The 18,443-nt window shown below is 61.6% G+C and carries 30 protein-coding genes; 1 reads left to right on the forward strand and 29 read right to left on the reverse strand.

Annotated features, from left to right (window positions below):
• Window position 1 precedes the first annotated feature (1 nt).
• Window positions 2-802, forward strand: coding sequence for a sulfite exporter TauE/SafE family protein (locus WC026_RS07825; RefSeq protein ID WP_372710275.1), 801 nt, complete (start codon window positions 2-4; stop codon window positions 800-802).
• An 18-nt stretch (window positions 803-820) separates the two neighbouring features.
• On the opposite strand, the gene WC026_RS07830 is transcribed toward WC026_RS07825, so the two are convergent.
• The 29 genes from WC026_RS07830 to rpsJ all read right to left on the reverse strand — a co-directional run.
• Window positions 821-2,254 carry a Do family serine endopeptidase gene (locus WC026_RS07830; RefSeq protein WP_372710277.1) on the reverse strand — a complete coding sequence of 478 codons (1,434 nt, stop codon included), beginning with the start codon at window positions 2,252-2,254 and terminating at the stop codon, window positions 821-823.
• A 94-nt stretch (window positions 2,255-2,348) separates the two neighbouring features.
• Entirely contained in the window at window positions 2,349-3,377 is a 1,029-nt protein-coding gene (locus tag WC026_RS07835; RefSeq protein ID WP_372710278.1) for an NAD-dependent epimerase/dehydratase family protein, read from the reverse strand.
• A 194-nt stretch (window positions 3,378-3,571) separates the two neighbouring features.
• Window positions 3,572-4,000 (reverse strand): 50S ribosomal protein L17, encoded by a 429-nt coding sequence (rplQ, locus tag WC026_RS07840; RefSeq protein ID WP_372710280.1) that lies wholly within the window; start codon window positions 3,998-4,000, stop codon window positions 3,572-3,574.
• Window positions 4,001-4,221: 221 nt separating this feature from the next.
• The gene (locus tag WC026_RS07845; RefSeq protein ID WP_372710281.1) at window positions 4,222-5,244 is read right to left on the reverse strand and encodes a DNA-directed RNA polymerase subunit alpha; all 1,023 of its coding nucleotides are present in this window, start codon (window positions 5,242-5,244) and stop codon (window positions 4,222-4,224) included.
• A gap of 102 nt (window positions 5,245-5,346) precedes the next feature.
• Window positions 5,347-5,748 (reverse strand): 30S ribosomal protein S11, encoded by a 402-nt coding sequence (rpsK, locus tag WC026_RS07850; protein WP_372710283.1) that lies wholly within the window; start codon window positions 5,746-5,748, stop codon window positions 5,347-5,349.
• Between the two features lie 89 nt (window positions 5,749-5,837).
• The gene (gene rpsM / locus WC026_RS07855) at window positions 5,838-6,215 is read right to left on the reverse strand and encodes a 30S ribosomal protein S13 (protein ID WP_372710284.1); all 378 of its coding nucleotides are present in this window, start codon (window positions 6,213-6,215) and stop codon (window positions 5,838-5,840) included.
• Between the two features lie 238 nt (window positions 6,216-6,453).
• Window positions 6,454-7,047, reverse strand: a complete 594-nt coding sequence (locus tag WC026_RS07860; RefSeq protein WP_372710285.1) for an adenylate kinase — start codon at window positions 7,045-7,047, stop codon at window positions 6,454-6,456.
• Window positions 7,044-8,387, reverse strand: a complete 1,344-nt coding sequence (secY, locus tag WC026_RS07865; protein WP_372710286.1) for a preprotein translocase subunit SecY — start codon at window positions 8,385-8,387, stop codon at window positions 7,044-7,046. Before secY ends, WC026_RS07860 begins: the two co-directional genes overlap by 4 nt.
• A 140-nt stretch (window positions 8,388-8,527) precedes the next feature.
• Window positions 8,528-9,079, reverse strand: a complete 552-nt coding sequence (rplO, locus tag WC026_RS07870) for a 50S ribosomal protein L15 (protein WP_372710287.1) — start codon at window positions 9,077-9,079, stop codon at window positions 8,528-8,530.
• Between the two features lie 5 nt (window positions 9,080-9,084).
• Window positions 9,085-9,276 (reverse strand): 50S ribosomal protein L30, encoded by a 192-nt coding sequence (gene rpmD / locus WC026_RS07875; protein ID WP_372710288.1) that lies wholly within the window; start codon window positions 9,274-9,276, stop codon window positions 9,085-9,087.
• Window positions 9,277-9,331: 55 nt separating this feature from the next.
• Window positions 9,332-9,907, reverse strand: coding sequence for a 30S ribosomal protein S5 (gene rpsE, locus WC026_RS07880; protein WP_372710289.1), 576 nt, complete (start codon window positions 9,905-9,907; stop codon window positions 9,332-9,334).
• Between the two features lie 21 nt (window positions 9,908-9,928).
• Window positions 9,929-10,291, reverse strand: a complete 363-nt coding sequence (gene rplR / locus WC026_RS07885) for a 50S ribosomal protein L18 (RefSeq protein ID WP_372710290.1) — start codon at window positions 10,289-10,291, stop codon at window positions 9,929-9,931.
• A gap of 11 nt (window positions 10,292-10,302) precedes the next feature.
• Window positions 10,303-10,845: a 50S ribosomal protein L6 gene (gene rplF, locus WC026_RS07890; protein ID WP_372710291.1), complete on the reverse strand. Its 543-nt coding sequence runs from the start codon at window positions 10,843-10,845 to the stop codon at window positions 10,303-10,305.
• A gap of 47 nt (window positions 10,846-10,892) precedes the next feature.
• Window positions 10,893-11,291 carry a 30S ribosomal protein S8 gene (gene rpsH / locus WC026_RS07895; protein ID WP_372710292.1) on the reverse strand — a complete coding sequence of 133 codons (399 nt, stop codon included), beginning with the start codon at window positions 11,289-11,291 and terminating at the stop codon, window positions 10,893-10,895.
• A gap of 12 nt (window positions 11,292-11,303) precedes the next feature.
• Window positions 11,304-11,609, reverse strand: a complete 306-nt coding sequence (gene rpsN, locus WC026_RS07900) for a 30S ribosomal protein S14 (RefSeq protein WP_372710293.1) — start codon at window positions 11,607-11,609, stop codon at window positions 11,304-11,306.
• 42 nt (window positions 11,610-11,651) lie between these two features.
• Window positions 11,652-12,329, reverse strand: a complete 678-nt coding sequence (rplE, locus tag WC026_RS07905; protein ID WP_372710294.1) for a 50S ribosomal protein L5 — start codon at window positions 12,327-12,329, stop codon at window positions 11,652-11,654.
• 3 nt (window positions 12,330-12,332) lie between these two features.
• The gene (rplX, locus tag WC026_RS07910) at window positions 12,333-12,659 is read right to left on the reverse strand and encodes a 50S ribosomal protein L24 (RefSeq protein WP_372710295.1); all 327 of its coding nucleotides are present in this window, start codon (window positions 12,657-12,659) and stop codon (window positions 12,333-12,335) included.
• A complete protein-coding gene (gene rplN / locus WC026_RS07915; protein WP_013215056.1) occupies window positions 12,659-13,027 on the reverse strand; it encodes a 50S ribosomal protein L14 in 369 nt (122 codons plus the stop codon). The genes rplX and rplN overlap by 1 nt, the downstream gene beginning before the upstream one ends.
• A gap of 143 nt (window positions 13,028-13,170) precedes the next feature.
• Entirely contained in the window at window positions 13,171-13,401 is a 231-nt protein-coding gene (gene rpsQ / locus WC026_RS07920; RefSeq protein WP_372710297.1) for a 30S ribosomal protein S17, read from the reverse strand.
• A gap of 14 nt (window positions 13,402-13,415) precedes the next feature.
• A complete protein-coding gene (rpmC, locus tag WC026_RS07925; RefSeq protein WP_372710309.1) occupies window positions 13,416-13,601 on the reverse strand; it encodes a 50S ribosomal protein L29 in 186 nt (61 codons plus the stop codon).
• A gap of 37 nt (window positions 13,602-13,638) precedes the next feature.
• A complete protein-coding gene (rplP, locus tag WC026_RS07930) occupies window positions 13,639-14,049 on the reverse strand; it encodes a 50S ribosomal protein L16 (RefSeq protein ID WP_372710299.1) in 411 nt (136 codons plus the stop codon).
• Between the two features lie 22 nt (window positions 14,050-14,071).
• Window positions 14,072-14,902: a 30S ribosomal protein S3 gene (gene rpsC / locus WC026_RS07935; protein ID WP_372710300.1), complete on the reverse strand. Its 831-nt coding sequence runs from the start codon at window positions 14,900-14,902 to the stop codon at window positions 14,072-14,074.
• 1 nt (window position 14,903) lies between these two features.
• Window positions 14,904-15,353: a 50S ribosomal protein L22 gene (gene rplV / locus WC026_RS07940; RefSeq protein ID WP_372710301.1), complete on the reverse strand. Its 450-nt coding sequence runs from the start codon at window positions 15,351-15,353 to the stop codon at window positions 14,904-14,906.
• On the reverse strand, window positions 15,353-15,631 hold the full coding sequence (rpsS, locus tag WC026_RS07945) for a 30S ribosomal protein S19 (RefSeq protein ID WP_372710302.1): 279 nt from the start codon (window positions 15,629-15,631) through the stop codon (window positions 15,353-15,355). Before rpsS ends, rplV begins: the two co-directional genes overlap by 1 nt.
• 24 nt (window positions 15,632-15,655) lie before the next feature.
• Window positions 15,656-16,480 carry a 50S ribosomal protein L2 gene (gene rplB / locus WC026_RS07950; protein ID WP_372710303.1) on the reverse strand — a complete coding sequence of 275 codons (825 nt, stop codon included), beginning with the start codon at window positions 16,478-16,480 and terminating at the stop codon, window positions 15,656-15,658.
• A gap of 13 nt (window positions 16,481-16,493) precedes the next feature.
• A complete protein-coding gene (locus WC026_RS07955) occupies window positions 16,494-16,790 on the reverse strand; it encodes a 50S ribosomal protein L23 (protein WP_013215048.1) in 297 nt (98 codons plus the stop codon).
• A complete protein-coding gene (gene rplD, locus WC026_RS07960; protein ID WP_372710304.1) occupies window positions 16,787-17,404 on the reverse strand; it encodes a 50S ribosomal protein L4 in 618 nt (205 codons plus the stop codon). Before rplD ends, WC026_RS07955 begins: the two co-directional genes overlap by 4 nt.
• A complete protein-coding gene (rplC, locus tag WC026_RS07965) occupies window positions 17,404-18,105 on the reverse strand; it encodes a 50S ribosomal protein L3 (RefSeq protein WP_372710305.1) in 702 nt (233 codons plus the stop codon). Before rplC ends, rplD begins: the two co-directional genes overlap by 1 nt.
• Window positions 18,106-18,169: 64 nt before the next feature.
• A partial coding sequence (gene rpsJ, locus WC026_RS07970; RefSeq protein ID WP_372710307.1) for a 30S ribosomal protein S10 occupies window positions 18,170-18,443 on the reverse strand: 274 nt, incomplete at its 5' end.

Here is an 18,443-nt window from a genome sequence, read left to right on the forward strand (position 1 = left end):
GATGCCTGACGTCGATCTGCAAACACTTTGGCCCATGATCATCTCCGGCGGCTTCGTCGTCGGATTTCTGGTCGGATTGACGGGCGTCGGCGCCGGCTCGCTGATGACGCCGTTTCTAATCACGAAGATCGGCATCGCTCCGGCGCTCGCGGTCGGCACCGACCTGCTGTTTGCGTCGATCACGAAAGCGTCCGCCGCCTGGCCGCACCACAACTTCGGCAACGTCAACTGGCGGCTCGTCGGATGGCTCGCGGCGGGCAGCGTTCCAGGCTCGCTCGCAATGCTGGCCGTCTTGCACCTGCTTGATCCCGATACCGCGCGCCTCGCGGTATTCATCAAGTATGCGCTGATCGCGGCCCTTGTGATCAGTTCACTCGCGATCCTTTTGTACCCGATCATCACACGGCGCGGCGCTCAGGTGGCCGACCCGATCGACGTTCCCGTGCGTCATCTGCCGACGCTTCTCCTCGGCGTCTGCCTCGGCTCGATCGTGACGCTGACATCCGTCGGCGCCGGCGCGATCGGCGTCGTCATCCTGACGCTTCTCTATCCGACGCTCCGGACGCGTCGCTTGATCGGCACCGACATCGTGCACGCCGTGCCGCTGACGCTCGTCTCCGGACTTGGCCACATGTCGATTGGCAATACGAGTTTCGAATTGCTGGGGCTGCTGCTTGTCGGCTCGATCCCCGGCATCGCCATCGGCTCGCGCCTGACGGGCCGATTGCCGGATTGGCTCCTGCGCCTGTTCCTGTCGGTTATTCTCTGCTTCGCGGCCTATCAGCTTTTCCAGAAGGTTTAGCGCGACGGCCAGCGGCCCTCACCCCGGAACCTGAAGCTGCATCGTGCGATTACCGCGCCGGACCGCAACCTGCCACATGCGCTGACGCACTGCGACTGCCTGCTCGGCGTCGATGACGTTGAGGATTTTCTTGTCGCCGATCGAAACGATGATGTCGCCCGGCTGGAATCCGAGGCTTTGCGCCACCGATCCGTTGCGCACCGACGTGATCACCACGCCTTCGGTCTCGTCGATACTGAGTTCATCGGCGACGGACGGCAGGATGTTGGAAACGCGCGCGCCATCGAGCGGATTGTTGCCCGAGAGATTTCGCGCGTCGTCCTTCTCCGGTTTCGGCGCGACGACCAGAGGCAACGCGATGTCGATCGGCTTGCTCTTGCGAATGACGCTGAGATGCGCCGTCTGGCCGATGCCTTTGGTCGCCAGCCGATAGTAGACCGCACGGGCATCGGCGACTTCGACACCGTCGACGTTGGTGATGACGTCGCCCTCGCGCAAGCCCGCATCCGTTGCCGGTCCTTTATTGTAGAGCCGCGTCACGACGGCGCCCGAGACGCGATTGAGACCGAGCCCCTCCGCAAAATCGTGAGACATCGCTTCGAGCTTCGCACCGACCCAAGGGCGCTCGACCTTGCGACCGTTCGCGGCGCTTTCGGCGTAGACGCGCACGAGGTTCGACGGAATGGCGAACCCGATGCCGACCGATCCGCCCGACTGCGAATAGATCATCGTGTTGATGCCGACGAGGCGGCCATCCATATCGATCAGCGCGCCGCCGGAGTTACCCGGATTGATCGCGGCGTCGGTCTGAATGAAAACCTGGCTATCCGATTCCGCCATTTCCGATCGCGACAGCGCCGAGACAATCCCGCTCGTCACGGTTTGACCGACGCCGAACGGATTGCCGATCGCGAGCACGAGATCGCCAACCTCGAGCCGGTCTGAATCGTCGAACTGCAGAAACGGAAACTTGCCGTCGCCGCCTTCGATTTTCAGGACGGCGATGTCGGCCTTCTCGTCCTTGCTGATGACTTTCGCGTCGTATTCGCGACGATCCGACAGCGCCACCCGGATTTCCGTCTCGCCGCGGCCTCTGACGACGTGATTATTGGTGACGACCAGGCCGTCCGGATTGACGATCACGCCGGAGCCGAGCGAACTCATGACGCGCTCGGTCGGCTGACCGAAGGCATCGCCGAAGAAACGGCGAAACCACGGATCGTTCGCAAAGGGCGACGCGACCGTCTGCACGTGGGTGCGGACGTAGACGTTGACGACGGCGGGCGTCGCCTTGCGGACGATCGGCGCGTAGGAATACTGGATGGCCTCACGCGATTGCGGCGCGACCTTCTCCTGCGCCGCCGCTGTGCCCGTAGGAGCCTTGGGCGCGAGCGCGAGAATGCCCGCCACGGCCGCGAGGCCGATCATCACGACCCGTTTTCTCATCGTCATCCGAATGCTCCACATGAGCGCGATTGAAGGAACCGTCCCGGCACATGGGCGGCGGCCAGACTCGTATCGCAGAGGAATATGTAGGGTTCGCGCGTCAGATCAACCTAAGGTCTCGTAATGATTGGACGGCCGCCGTCACGGCGTCGTCGGCGCTCCTGAGGCTCAACCCCAGGTCCGTCCGAACCCTTGCATTTGTGTAATCTTTCTGTTCGCCAAGCTCCGGCAAGATCGTCCGCAGCCGCTTGTCGAACACGGCCAGCGCGCGCACCGCAACGTCGGGGAGTTCGAACTTCGGCACCTTGCCGCGAAGGTCAGGCAGCTCCCGCGCCAGGATCCGGCCAAGCTCATAAAGGCGAAGATGACCCTCGCCGATGAGAAAGCGTTTTCCCGCAGCATCCGGCCTGAGCGCGGCCTCGGCATGCGCCGCCGCAACGTCGCGGACGTCGGTGACGGGAAAGCGGATGCGCGGCGCAGCCGGATAAAGCCCGCGCGCCATTAGCCGGAAAAGGTCGTGCGACGTCGAAAGATCGTCATCGAGCGCCGGACCCTGCACGAACGCCGGATTGATCACCGCCAGCTCGGGCGCACCCGAGGTTGCCTTGACGAACTGCCAAGCCGCTTTTTCCGCGATCGTCTTCGACTTGATATAGGGCGTCAGATCGGAGCGCGTTTCATCAGTGAAATCGTCTTCGGAATAGATGTGCCCGGACGGCAGGCCGCTTGCGTAGAAAATCGCGACGGACGAGGACGTCAGCACCAGCCGTTTGACCTGCACGCGCGTCGCCGCTTTAAGAACGCGGAGCGTGCCGTCGCGCGCCGGACGGATCACCTCGTCCGGATCGTCGGGCTGCGCAATGGGAAACGGGGACGCCGTGTGCACAACGATGCCGGCGGCCGCGACGGCGTCATCCCAGCCGGCATCGCCATTAAGATCGGCGACTGCGAATGAAAGCCCTGCCGGATCGCAGCCGAGCCGCATCACGGCGCGACGCACACTATCCGCCTTTTCCATTCGCCGGACAGTGCCTCGGACCTGATAGCCGCGCTTCAGGAATTCGCCGATGACATACTTCGCAACAAGGCCTGACGCGCCCGTCACGACAACCGGTGCTTCCGTTGGCATCGCGCCTCAACCCCATGACCGCCGCGCCATACGCAGCATGCGCACGGATATTTCGCCAGAACGGCGCAACAAGGGCAATCGCCAAGAAGCACAATCGCAATGAGCGGCGCGCGCAAAAGCAAAAACCCCGGCGTGCGCTGCCGGGGTTTTCGGAAATTCTTAAAGTCGGCGCTCTGAAAGACCGCGCTTGGCGATCAGTTGGCGCTGGCCTGCTCGGCGAGCATCTTCTCGTGGCGGGCTTTATCCTCGGCGCCCTTCACGCTCTCGTCGCGATCGACGAGTTCGATGACCGCGCGAGGCGACGCGTCGCCATAACGGAAGCCGGCCTTCAGCACGCGGGTATAGCCGCCATTACGATCTTTGTAGCGCGCCGCCAGAACGTCGAAGAGCTTCTTGACCATATCCTCGTCGCGGAGGCGTGCAACGGCGAGACGGCGCGAGTTCAAGTCACCGCGCTTGGCCAGCGTGATGTACTTGTCTACGACGCGCTTCAGGTCTTTCGCCTTCGGCAGCGTCGTGATGATCTGTTCGTGTTTGATGAGGGCTGCGGCCATGTTCGAGAACATTGCCTGGCGGTGCCCGACGTGGCGCCCGAAACGGCGGCCGAGTTTCTTGTGTCGCATCGTGTCTTCATCCTTACATTGTTGGCCTGCGGCGCATGCCGCAAGCTTGGATTACCAGCCGCTTTTGCAGTCCGGTTCGGCGCGGGAGGTTCTATGGCCTCACCTTCGCCTTCTCTTAGTTTGCGCTCGGCGACTCCCATTCCGGGAGCCGGCCGCCGAGCGCGGTAGTTTGGTTTGCTCTCGGCGACTCCCGTTCCGGAAGCCGAGCGCGGTAGATTTCCTCAGTACTGGTCTTCGAAACGCTTCGCCAGCTCGTCGATGTTGTCCGGCGGCCAGTTCGGCACTTCCATGCCAAGATGCAGACCCATCGTGGCCAGAACTTCCTTGATCTCGTTGAGCGACTTGCGCCCGAAGTTCGGCGTGCGCAGCATCTCGGCTTCCGTCTTCTGGATCAGGTCGCCGATATAAACGATGTTGTCGTTCTTCAAGCAGTTCGCCGAACGCACCGAAAGCTCGAGCTCGTCGACCTTCTTGAGAAGCGCGGCATTGAATGCCAGCTCCGGATGACGCTGCTCTTCCTGTGCCTTCTTCGGCTCTTCGAAGTTGATGAAGACCGCGAGCTGATCCTGAAGGATACGCGCGGCGAGCGCGACCGCATCCTCGGGACGAACCGAGCCGTCCGTCTCGACGACCATGGTCAGCTTATCGTAATCGAGGATCTGACCCTCGCGCGTGTTTTCGACCTTATAGGAAATCTTCTTCACCGGCGAATAGAGACTGTCGACCGGGATCAGCCCGATCGGCGCGTCTTCCGGACGGTTGCGGTCGGAAGCGACATAGCCCTTGCCCATGTCGGCCGTGAATTCCATGCGGATCGATGCGCCCTGGTCGAGGTGGCAGATCACGTGCTCGGGATTCAGAACTTCGACTTCTGACGACGCTTCGATGTCGCCCGCGGTGACGGGGCCGGCGCCTTCCTTCTTCAGCACCATGCGCTTCACGCCTTCCGAGTGGATGCGCAGCGCGATTTCCTTGATGTTCATGATGATGTTCGTCACATCCTCACGGACGCCCGGGACCGACGAGAACTCATGCAGCACGCCGTCGATCTGCACCGTCTTAATGGCGGCGCCTTGCAGCGACGACAGCAGCACGCGGCGAAGTGCGTTGCCCAGCGTCATACCGAAGCCGCGCTCGAGCGGCTCTGCGACAACTGTCGCGATGCGCGAGCGATCGCGGCCGGTCTGGATTTCAAGCTTCGACGGCTTGATCAGGTCTTGCCAGTTCTTCTGCAGAACGTTCACGAGATACCTCGTCAATTTTGCGCGGACGGGGGAGCGGGCCGCGGAATCTCTTAAGCGGTAACATGCGTCAGCGCGCCGGAAAGCGGCGCGCGCGCGAATCTCTTAGACGCGGCGGCGCTTGCGCGGCCGGCAACCGTTGTGCGGGATCGGCGTCACGTCGCGGATCGAGGTGATCTGAAAACCAACGGACTGCAACGCGCGCAGCGCCGATTCACGACCCGAGCCCGGACCGCAAACTTCGACTTCGAGCACCTTCATGCCGTGCTCCTGCGCCTTGCGGCCGGCGTCTTCAGCGGCCATCTGCGCGGCATACGGCGTCGACTTGCGCGAGCCCTTGAAGCCCTTCGTGCCCGACGACGACCAGGCGATCGTGTTGCCTTGGGCATCCGTGATCGTGATCATCGTGTTGTTGAAGGAAGCATTCACGTGAGCGACGCCCGACGTAATGTTCTTCTTCTCGCGCTTTTTGACTTTGCCGCGCCCTGCAGTTGCTTCTTTAGCCATTTGCGTTCGTTACTCCAAGCCTCTCCGATGCCGAGGCGAAATTCAGTTTATGCGCCTCGACGGAGGTGCGAATGCGATAACGCGCCGAACTACTTCGTCGCCTTCTTCTTGCCGGCGATCGGAACGGCCTTGCCCTTGCGGGTGCGGGCGTTCGTGTGCGTGCGCTGGCCGCGGACCGGAAGGCCCTTGCGGTGACGCAGGCCGCGATAGCAACCGAGGTCCATCAGACGCTTGATGTTCGTCTGCACTTCGCGGCGAAGATCGCCTTCGACCGTATAATCGCGGTCGATGGCTTCGCGGATCTGCAGAACCTCGGCGTCCGTCAGCTGGTTGACGCGGCGCTCCGCCGGGATGTTGCACTTCTCACAAATCTCTTTCGAGAATTTGGGGCCGATGCCGTGGATGTAGCGCAGCGCGATTTCAACACGCTTGCCGGTGGGAATGTTGACGCCTGCGATGCGGGCCACTTCAGTCTCCTGACGTTATCTTGTCGTTTTGTTTCGTCGTGCTTAAACGTGTCTGGTCGAATTTCGATTTCTGAAGCTACCGGGACGCGTTGCTGCGTCCATGCCAATCCTCAAAAGCCAATAGGCGCAACGATCGCGAAACCGGAGCTAACGCCCAGGTCCGGATCAAGTTGAGCCCTAAAGAAAAGTGGGCTGTTTTAGCTCGGTCGCTCCCTTCCGTCAATGCGCGCTTTTTACCTTAAGCCACCTGAAATTCGCTCAGAATTTCATTGATTTGCTGGCTGACCGTCCCGATCGGCGCCATTCCATCGATCGATTTCAGCAAGCCATGGGCAAAGTAGTAACCGGTGATGGGTGCCGTCTCGCGATAGTAGGCCATCAACCGTATTTTCAGCGCCTCGGCGTTATCGTCGGCGCGAACCGTACCGCCAGCCGCAAGCGTTTCGCGCGCCCGGCACTCGATGCGGTCGACCAACTTGCTGTCATCGACCTTGAGTTCGATCACGCAGTCAATCTTGCGGCTCTTGGATTTCAGGAGCTTATCGAGGGCGTCGGCCTGGGCGAGCGTCCGCGGAAAGCCGTCCAGGATGAAGCCCTTGCTGCAGTCGGACTCGGAAATCCGGTCCGCGATGATGCCGATGACGATCTCGTCGTTGACGAGGCCGCCCGAGGCCATGACCTGTTTCGCCTTAAGACCGACGGGCGTTTCCGCCTTGACGGCCGCACGCAGCATGTCGCCGGTCGAGAGCTGAGGAATTCCGAGCTTCTCGGAAATGAGCTGAGACTGAGTTCCTTTGCCCGCACCGGGCGGGCCAAGCAGCATCAGGATCATCGGCGCGTCCCACGAAGCTTGGCCTTCTTGATCAGGCCTTCGTATTGCTGGGCGATGAGATGGCCCTGAACCTGGGAAACCGTATCCATCGTCACGCTGACCGCGATCAGCAGCGAGGTGCCGCCGAAGTAGAGTGGGATGCCAGCGTACGAAGTCAGAATTTCAGGCAGGACGCAGACCGCCGCCAAGTAAAGCGCACCGACGACGGTAATGCGAGTCATCACATAGTCGATGTACTCCGCCGTCTTCTCGCCGGGGCGGATGCCGGGCAGAAAACCACCGTACTTTCTGAGGTTGTCGGCAGTCTCTTTCGGATTGATGACGACAGCCGTGTAGAAGAACGTAAAGAAGATGATCATCGCCGCATAGATCGCGAGGTGCAGCGGCTGTCCGCTGCCAAGCATCGCGACGGCGGTGTTCAGCCATTCCGGCCCCTGTCCCGCGGTGAACTGCGCGACGGTGATCGGCAGCAACAGCAGCGAGGAGGCAAAGATCGGCGGAATGACGCCCGATGGGTTGAGCTTCAACGGCAGATGCGAGGCTTCGCCCTGGAACATCTTGTTGCCGACCTGGCGCTTCGGATACTGCACCAGCAAACGTCTCTGGGCTTGCTCGCAGAACACGATCGCCGCGACGACGGCGAGGGCCAGCACGATGAAGAACACCAGGATCGCCGGCGAAATCGAGCCTGTGCGCGACAGCTCGAAAAGCTGCACGACGGCCCCCGGAAGTCCCGCGATAATACCGGCAAAAATGATCAGCGACGTGCCGTTGCCGACGCCGCGCTGCGTCACCTGCTCGCCGAGCCACATCAGGAATACGGTACCGCCGACCAGCGTAATAACCGTCGTCGCACGGAAGAACACGCCAGGATCGAGCACGACCCCGCCGGCCGAGTTCTGCGAGCCCTCGAGGCCGACAGCGATGCCGTAGGCTTGAAGCGCCGCCAGAATGACCGTCAGATAGCGCGTATATTGGTTGATCTGCTTGCGGCCCGCCTCGCCTTCCTTCTTCAAGGCTTCGAGCTTCGGCGAGATCGACGTCATCAACTGCATGATGATCGACGCCGAGATGTACGGCATGATGTTCAGCGCGAAGATCGCGAGCCGCTCCAGCGCACCGCCGGAGAACATGTTGAACATGCCGAGAATGCCGCCGGACTGCGACTTGAACGTCTCCGCGAACGCCGCCGGATTGATGCCGGGCATCGGGATGAAGGTGCCGAGGCGATAGACGATGAGGGCGCCCAGGGTGAACCACAGGCGCCGCTTCAGGTCTTCCGCCTTCGCGAAAGCGCTAAAATTCAGGTTCGAAGCGAGCTGCTCGGCAGCGGAAACCATTGCTGTCTTCTCCTAAGCGCCACCGTGATGCCGATGGAAGCAACACGCCAGCCTGGACCTGATCCCCGCCTTCACGCGCGAACTCAAAGTCCGGATACGAGCACACGGAAGACGAAGCGCTATCGTCTTCCGCGCGACCGTTATTCCTCGGTTTTTGTGGCCGGCTTCTTGCCCGAAGCTGCCTTCTTGGCCGCCGATTTCTTACGCTTTTCCTCGTCGGCCGCGAGCACCTTGCGTTCGATGACGCTGATGCTGCCGCCAGCCTTTTCGACGGCAGCTTTCGCCTTCGCCGTCACATGATTGACCGTGATCGAGATCTTCGCCTTGATCTCACCATCACCAAGCAAGCGCACGCCGTCCTTGGGGCGGCGGACAATACCTGCCGCGATCAGCGCGGCGAGATCGAGCGGCTTCGATCCGTCGAGACGCTTGTCGTCGATGGCCTGCTGCAGCGAACCGACGTTGATCTCGTTGAAATCCTGCGGACGCCACTTATTGAAGCCGCGCTTCGGCAAACGACGATGAAGCGGCATCTGACCGCCTTCGAAGCCGCCGATCGCAACGCCGGTCCGGGCCGTCTGGCCTTTACCGCCGCGTCCGCCCATCTTGCCGAGGCCAGAGCCGATACCGCGACCGATGCGGACGCGCGTTTTCTTGGCGCCAGGGTTATCTTTGATGCCGTTGAGCCGCATAGTCGTTATTTCCCTTCTACGACCTGCACGAGATGCTGAACTTTCTTCAGCATGCCACGCACGGCCGGCGTATCTTCGAGCGTCGATGTGCGGCCAAGTTTATTGAGGCCGAGACCAATCAGCGTCTCGGTCTGCCGCTCGGGGCGACGATTCGCGCTGCGAACCTGCTCCAATGTGATCGTCTTCTTAGCCGCCATATCGTTACCTCAAGTCCATTTGTGAAGCGGCGCTTCGGCCACTCCGCCATTTCTCTTAGGCGTCGGCGCCGGCATCGGCGGCAGCCGAGCCGTCACGGCGACGCGACACGATGTCGGAAACCTTCTTGTTGCGGCGGGCCGCAACAGCGCGAGGGTTTTCCTGCGCTTTGAGAGCGTCGAAGGTTGCGCGAACGACGTTGTAGGGGTTCGTCGAGCCCATCGACTTGGCGACGACGTCATGCACGCCGACCATCTCGAACACGGCGCGCATGGCACCGCCCGCGATGATGCCCGTACCGGCAGGCGCCGCGCGGAGCAAGACCTTGCCCGATCCGTGGCGGCCGACGCTGTCGTGATGCAGCGTGCGTGCGTCGCGCAGCGGCACGCGGAGAAGATTGCGTTTCGCGCCTTCCGTCGCCTTGCGGATGGCTTCAGGCACTTCACGTGCCTTGCCATGACCGAAGCCGACGCGACCCTTCAGATCGCCGACGACGACAAGCGCAGCGAAGCCGAAACGCTTGCCGCCCTTGACGACCTTGGCGACGCGATTGATGTGCACCAGCTTATCGGTGAACTCGCTGTCGCGCTCCTCGCGGTCTCTGCCACGGTCTCTCTGGGGTCCACGTGCCACGATTTCGTTCCTCTCGGATCTTTAAAACTTCAATCCGCCATCGCGGGCGGCATCGGCGAGCGCTTTCACGCGCCCATGAAACAGAAAGCCGCCGCGATCGAAAATGACCTCGGTTACGCCGGCCTTGACGGCACGTTCGGCGACGAGCTTGCCGACGGCCGCGGCCGCGGCCTTGTCGGCGCCAGTCTTGCCCGAGCTCTTGACGTCCTTCTCGAGCGTCGAAGCCGCGGCGAGCGTCACGCCCTTCACGTCGTCGATCACCTGAGCATAGATGTTCTCAGACGAGCGGTGAATCGAAAGCCGGGGACGACCGTTCGCGCTCTTCCTCAAAGACCGGCGAACGCGCGCCCTGCGGTTCAGAAATTTATCGTTGATGTTGGCCATCGCTGCCGTTCCTACTTCTTCTTGCCTTCCTTGCGGAAGATATATTCGCCCTTATAGCGCACGCCCTTGCCCTGATAGGGCTCAGGCTTGCGAGACGCGCGGATCACCGACGCCATCTCGCCCACGGCCTGCTTGTCGATGCCCGACACCGACAGTAATTCCTGCTTGGCGCCGCCAACCTTGACTTCGACACCGGCCGGGATCTTCAGCACGACGTCGTGGCTGTAGCCGACCGAAAGGGTCAACGTGTCCTTGCCCTTCATTGCCGCCTTGAAGCCGACGCCATGGATCTCGAGATCTTGGCTGTAGCCGTCAGTAACGCCCTTGATGAGGTTCGCGATCTGCGTCCGCGACATACCCCACTTCGAACGTGCGAGCTTCGAATCCTCGAGGAGCGAAATATCGATCCCCTCGTCCGTACGCTGCACCTTCAAGGCGTCAGGGATCGTAAAGGCGAGTTCGCCTTTCGGACCTTTCATCTTCACCGTCTGGCCGCTGATCGTCGCCGTCACATTGGACGGGACGGGGACGGGTTTTTTACCGATGCGCGACATGACTTCTCAAAACCTTGTTTCGTTCGGCCGGCATGCCGGCCATAGCCTTAGAAGATGCTGCAGATGACTTCGCCGCCGACGTTCGCTTCGCGCGCCTTCGAGTCCGACATCACGCCCTTCGGGGTCGACAGGATTGCAACGCCCAAGCCGTTGGCCACCGTCGGAATATCCTTGACCGGCGAATACACACGACGGCCTGGCTTCGATATCCGCGAGATTTCACGGATCGCAGGCTGGCCATTATAATACTTCAGCTCGATTTCGAACTGCGGGACTTCGCCCTTGAGCTCGACGCGGCTGTAACCACGGATGTAGCCCTCTTCGGCGAGCACGTCGAGGACGCGCGCGCGCAGGCTTGAAGCAGGTGTCGCGACCTTCGGCCGGCGGCGCATCTGCGCGTTCCGGATTCGTGTCAGCATATCGCCCAACGGATCATTCACGGACATGGTGCGTTCCTTTTACCAGCTCGACTTGACCATGCCCGGGATACGCCCCTGGCTCGCCAGCTCACGGAGCTGGTTGCGGCACATCTTGAGCTTGCGGTAGTTGCCGCGCGGGCGGCCGGTGATTTCACAGCGATTGCGGACGCGAACCTGCGAGCCGTTACGCGGCATCTCCGCGAGCTTCAGCCTCGCGGCGAAGCGCTCTTCCGGCGTCTTCGTCTTGTCCTTGGCAAGCTCTTTGAGGCGCTTGCGCTTCGGAGCCTGTGCCAGCGCCATCGCGCGCCGGCGGTTATTCTTTTCGATCGAACTGGTCTTTGCCATTTCTTCTCCTCCAAAGGCCTTTCGGCTTTGTGCCGAGGTCCTCTAGCTGCGGAACGGGAAGTTGAAGCCCTTGAGCAATTCGCGGGCTTCGTCATCGGTATGGGCCGTCGTGCAAACGATCACGTCGAGACCCAGAACGTTGTCGACCTTGTCATAATCGATCTCGGGGAACACCAGATGCTCCTTGAGGCCGGTCGCATAGTTGCCGCGACCGTCGAAGCTCTTCGGGTTCAAGCCGCGGAAGTCCTTCACGCGCGGCAGCGCGATCGTGACGAACCGGTCGAGGAATTCATACATGCGGTCGCCGCGCAGCGTGACCTTGGCGCCAATCGCCATGCCTTCGCGCAACTTGTAGGTCGCGATCGCCTTGCGGGCGCGCGTCACGACAGGCTTCTGACCGGCGATCAATCCAAGATCGGTCGCTGCGTTGTCGACCTTCTTGCGGTCGTTGACGGCTTCGCCGACGCCCATATTGATCACGATCTTTTCGAGACGTGGAATCTGCATGACGTTCGCGTAGCCGAACTTTTCTTTCAGCGCGTCGCGGACGACCTTCTCGTAATGCGTCTTGAGACGAGGCTTGTAGTCCTTCGGACGCGGCGCTGCGGGAGCGCGCGGTTCGGAGGCAGCGGCCTTCGCGGCTTTCGCCTTCTTCGCGCCGCCCTGGGCAGCCGCGCCTTGCGGCTTTGCAGCTTTCGCTGGTTTGTCTTTCTCAGCCATGGCCTAGTTCTTCTCCGGGATCTGCTCGCCCGAGCGTTTTGCGATGCGGACCTTCTTGCCGTCGGTCAAGATCTTGAAGCCGACGCGGGTCGGCTTGCCGTCCTTCGGGTCCTCGACTGCAATGTTCGACAGGTCGATGGGACCTTCTTTCGAAATAATGCCGCCTTCCTGGCTCGCGGACTGACGCTGATGGCGACGCACCATGTTGACACCGCGAACAAGCGCACGACGCTCGCTGGGGCGCACCTCGATGACTTCGCCGCTCTTGCCTTTGTCGCGGCCGGCGAGGACGACGACCTTGTCGCCCTTTTTAATTTTAGAAGCCGACATCAGAGAACCTCCGGCGCAAGCGATACGATCTTCATGTGGTTCTTGGCGCGAAGCTCACGCGTCACGGGTCCGAAGATGCGGGTCCCGACCGGTTCGCCGTTGGCGTTGATCAGCACGGCGGCGTTGCGGTCGAAGCGGATCAGCGAACCGTCGGCGCGGCGAATGCCCTTCGCGACACGGACGATGACGGCTTTCATCACCTGGCCCTTCTTGACGCGGCCTTTCGGGATCGCCTCCTTCACGGATACGACGATGGTATCGCCGACGGTCGCGTACTTGCGTTTCGAGCCACCCAGCACTTTGATGCACTGAACGCGGCGCGCGCCCGAGTTGTCGGCGACGTCGAGATTGCTCTCCATCTGGATCATCGCGTCGTTCCTTCTCTTTCGGCTTCGTCCGAAGCCCTATTCTTGTTTGCCTTTGGGCTCGCGGGGTCTTGGGAAATCTCCCAACGCTCCTACGGCTTCAAAAGCGCTCTCATATCGAACCGCGTGAGAGCGAGGCTAATGCCTCACTGAGTAATCGCGATCCAACGTTTGTTCCTGGAAATCGGCCGCGTCTCTTCAATCGAGACCTGGTCGCCAACCTTGAACGAATTCTGCTCGTCGTGTGCGTGGTACTTTTTCGTACGGCGCACCGTTTTCTTCAGCAGGGGATGCGTATAGCGGCGCTCAACCTGAACGACGATGGTCTTGTCGTTCTTGTCGGATACCACCACACCCTGCAACACGCGCTTCGGCATAATCTATATCTCCCTCACGCGCCTTTTCTGACGCTGCCAGCGCGCTTAGCGCTCGCCTCAGTTTTAATACGCGCGATATCGCGGCGGATAACCCGGATGCGCGCGGTGTTCTCAAGCTGACCTGAAGCCCGTTGAAAGCGCAGGTTGAACTGCTCCTTCTTGAGCTTCACCAGCTGGTCGTCGAGCTGATCGAGCGACATGCCTTTGAATTCGTCGGCCACGGCTGTTCCTCAACTCCTATTCGAGACGCGTTACGACGCGCGTTTTAATCGGTAGCTTGGCGGCGCCAAGGATCAAAGCTTCCTTGGCAATCTGCTGGTTCACGCCACCGAGTTCGAAGATGATGCGGCCCGGCTTCACGCGAGCCACCCACAGCTCCGGCGAACCCTTGCCCGAACCCATGCGAACTTCCGCCGGCTTCTTCGACACCGGCACATCCGGGAAGATGCGCAGCCACATGCGGCCGGCACGCTTGGTATGACGTGCGATGGCGCGGCGTGCGGCTTCGATCTGGCGCGCGGTCAAGCGCTCCGGCTCCATCGCCTTCAAGCCGACTTCGCCATAGGCGAGCGTCGTGCCCGACTTGGCGGCGCCGTGAATGCGACCCTTGAACTGTTTGCGGAACTTCGTCCGTTTCGGTTGCAGCATATCTTAAGTGCCTCTCGGGTCCTTACGCTTCCGGCGTCGATGATCCGGCGTCTGACGCTGCTGGAGCGCTGCCGCCTGATCCGGGACCGCCACGTCCACCACCACGTCCGCCACGTCCGGGGCGGCGATTGCCGCGATCCTGACGATCGCCATCGTCGCGACGCGGGCGCGGTGCGCCGCTTTCCTGCATCTCAGCAAGCTTCTTGTCGGCGGCCATCGGGTCGTGCTCGATGATCTCGCCCTTGAACACCCAGACCTTGATGCCGATGATGCCATAGGCGGTGCGGGCAACGCCGTAGCCGAAGTCGATGTCGGCGCGCAGCGTGTGCAGCGGCACGCGGCCTTCGCGATACCATTCCGTACGCGCGATTTCCGCGCCGCCAAGACGGCCGGCGACGTTGATACGAATGCCGACGGCGCCGAGACGCAGAGCCGACTGAACGGCGCGCTTCATCGCACGGCGGAACGCAACGCGGCGCTCGAGCTGCTGGGCGATGCCTTCGGCGATCAGCGTTGCATCGATCTCGGGCTTGCGGATCTCGAGAATGTTCAGGTGAACTTCCGAGCTCGTCAGCTTCGCGAGGTCGGCGCGCAGGCGTTCGATCTTCTCGCCCTTCTTGCCGATCAGGATGCCGGGACGCGCGGTCTGAACCGTCACGCGGCACTTCTTGTGCGGGCGCTCGATGACGACCTTCGAAATGCCCGCCTCGCGCTGCTCCTTCATGATGTGATCGCGGATGGCGCGATCTTCGTGCAGCAGCTTGCTGTATTCCCCACGGGCCGCGAACCAGCGGCTGTCCCAGGTGCGGTTGATGCCAACGCGAAGGCCGACGGGATTGACTTTTTGACCCATATTACTTGGCCTCCTTGGACTTCGCCTGAGCCTTGTCGGCAGCCGGCTTCTTCGCGGCTTTCTTCGTCTCGGCCTTTTCCTCTTCGACCTGACGAACGACGACAGTCAGCTGCGAGAAGGGCTTCAGGATCGCCGAGCCGCGACCGCGGCCACGGGCATGGAAGCGCTTCAAGGTGAGGTTCTTGCCGACGTAGGCTTCGGCGACGATCAGATCGTTGACGTCGAGCGAATGGTTGTTCTCGGCATTGGCGACGGCGCTCATCACGCATTTGCGGACATCGCCCGCAATGCGCTTCTCGCTGAACTCGAGTTCGGCGAGGGCCTTATCGACCTTCTTGCCCCGGATCAATCCCGCGACAAGATTGAGCTTCTGCGGCGAGATGCGCAGCGACTTCGCAACCGCCTGGGCCTCGGTATCCGCGAGGCGCCGCTGATGGCTAGGCTTGCCCATTATCTCTTCACCGCTTTCTTATCGCCGCCGTGCCCGTGGAAAATGCGGGTCGGTGCGAATTCCCCGAACTTGTGGCCGATCATGTCTTCCGTCACGGCGACCGGAATGTGCTTCAGGCCGTTGTGCACGCCGAAGGTCAGGCCGACGAACTGAGGCAGGATGGTGGAGCGGCGGCTCCACACCTTGATCACCTCGTTGCGCCCCGACGCGCGCGACTTATCCGCCTTCTTCAGGATATAGCCGTCGACGAACGGGCCTTTCCAAACTGAACGTGTCAAAGTCGAATCTCCTTCAGTTCGCCGCTACTTCTTCGCCTTTTGGCGCGAGCGTACGATGTATTTCGTCGTGGTCTTGTTCTTGCGCGTCTTGAAGCCCTTGGTCGGCTTGCCCCAGGGCGTCGCCCAGTGCTTGCCGCCCTTGGTACGACCGCCGTTGGGGTGATCGACCGGGTTCATTGCAATCGAGCGAACCGTCGGGCGACGGCCGAGCCAGCGCGTGCGGCCCGCCTTGCCGACCACGGTGTTCATATGATCAGGGTTCGACACCGCGCCGACTGTCGCCATGCATTCGGCACTGACCTTGCGCGTCTCGCCCGAGTTGAGGCGAAGAACGGCGAAGCCTGAATCACGACCGACGAGCTGCACGAACGAGCCAGCGGAACGCGCGATCTGACCACCCTTGCCGGGCTTCATTTCGACGTTGTGGACGATGGTGCCGATCGGCATTGCGGCCAGCGGCATGGCATTGCCGGGCTTAACGTCGACCTTCGTTCCCGCGACGACCGTGTCGCCAACGCCGAGGCGCTGCGGCGCAAGAATGTAGGCCTGCGTTCCGTCCTGGTACTTGATCAGCGCAATGAATGCGGTCCGGTTCGGATCATACTCGAGGCGCTCGACAGTCGCCGGCGCATCGTATTTGCGACGACGGAAGTCGATCCGGCGATAGGCACGCTTGGCGCCGCCGCCGATGTGGCGCGACGTGATGCGACCATCGCTGTTGCGGCCGCCAGTCTTGGTCAGGCCCTCGACGAGAACCTTGACCGGCTTGCCCTTCCACAGCGTCGACTTGTCGACCTGGATCAGGTGGCGGCGTCCGGGCGACGTCGGGTTGTATGTCTTAAGCGCCATGATGCGTTATCCCTTAGAGCCCTGTCGTCACGTCGATCGAATGACCGCTCTCGAGCGTTACGACGGCCCTCTTCGTATCGCTCAACACGGCCTTGACGCCGCGGAACGCCTTCAGCTTGCCCTTGCGAACGATCGTGTTCACCGACTTGACCTTGACCTTGAACAGGGTCTCGATCGCGTTCTTGATTTCCGTCTTCGTCGCGTCAGGCTTGACCTTGAAGATCACCTGGTTGGCTTCGGACGCAAGCGTTGCCTTTTCGGTGATGACCGGAGCAACGATGACGTCGTAAGCGGAGCGTTTCGTCGTCATTTGAACCGCGCCTCCAGCGCTGCGACGGCGGCGCGGGTCAACACCAGCTTTCTACGACGGAGAATGTCGTAGACGTTGATGCCCTGAACCGGAAGCACGTCGATATTCGGAATGTTGCGCGCCGCGCGTGCGAACGTCGGCTCGAGCTCGGCGCCGTCGATGATCAGTGCGTTGTCAAGCGACAGCTTTGCAAACTGTGCCTTGAGCGTACCTGTCTTACCTTCCGACGTCGCCTTGTCGATGACGACGATCTCGCCGGCCTTCGCCTTCGAAGAGAGAGCGTGGCGGAGAGCGAGCGCGCGCACCTTCTTCGGCATCTCGATGGCATGCGAACGCGGCTTCGGACCGAACGCTTTGCCGCCGCCGCGAAACTGCGGAGCCGACTTGTCGCCGTGACGAGCGCCGCCGGTGCCCTTCTGCTTCGTCATCTTCTTGCCGGTGACGGCAACTTCCGAGCGATCCTGGGCGTGATGCGTGCCAGCCATGCGCTTCAGTGTCTGATAGCGCACCATGCGGTGAATGAGATCGTTGCGGACCTCGAGACCGAAGATCTCGTCGACGAGATCGATGTCGCCAGCCTTGCTGGCATCGAGGTTCGTGACTTCAGCTTTCATCACGCGCCTTCTTTCTTCGCTTCGCCGCGAGCCGTGAATGCGCCGGGTTTCGGCAGGTCGGCCGGAGCCGCCTTCTTCACCGCGTCGCGGACAACGACCCAACCGCCCTTCGAGCCCGGAACCGCTCCGCGCACCATGACGAGACCGCGAGCCTTGTCGATCTTGGCGACGACGAGGTTCTGCGTCGTGACGCGCTCGTCGCCCATATGACCGGCCATCTTCTTGCCCTTGAACACCTTGCCGGGGTCCTGGCGCTGACCGGTCGAACCATGCGCGCGGTGCGTAACCGAGACGCCGTGCGTTGCGCGCAGACCGCCGAAGTTCCAGCGCTTCATGGCGCCCTGAAACCCTTTACCCTGCGTCGTGCCCGTCACGTCCACAAACTGACCCGGAACGAAGTGGTCGGCCGTGATTTCGGCGCCCACATCGATCAGGTTCTCAGGACTGACACGAAACTCTGCGATCTTGCGCTTCGGCTCGACTTCAGCCTTTGCGAAGGTGCCGCGATCGGCTTTCGTCAGCCGCGAAGGCTTACGTGTTCCGCCACCGACCTGAATGGCGGTGTAGCCGTTCTTTTCAACCGTGCGGTGCGAGAGAACCTGCAGGTTCTCAAGTCTCAGCACGGTCACAGGGACATGCTCGCCCGCATCGGTAAAGATGCGGGTCATGCCGACCTTCTGTGCAATTACCCCGGAACGCATGTGCATTCCTTCCTATCGTTGGGGCCATTCGCGTTACCGCCAGAGGGCCCTTAAAAACCTTGGTTTAAAGTTTGATCTCGACGTCGACGCCGGCGGCAAGATCAAGCTTCATCAATGCGTCGACCGTCTGCGGCGTCGGATCGACGATGTCGAGGAGCCGCTTGTGCGTCCGCATTTCGAACTGCTCGCGGCTCTTCTTGTCGATGTGCGGCGAACGGTTGACCGTAAAACGCTCAATGCGGGTCGGTAGCGGAATCGGACCACGAACCTCAGCACCGGTACGTTTAGCCGTATTCACGATCTCACGGGTCGATGCATCGAGAATACGATGATCGAAC

Source organism: Hyphomicrobium sp. (genome assembly GCF_041674905.1).
GTDB lineage: Bacteria > Pseudomonadota > Alphaproteobacteria > Rhizobiales > Hyphomicrobiaceae > Hyphomicrobium_B.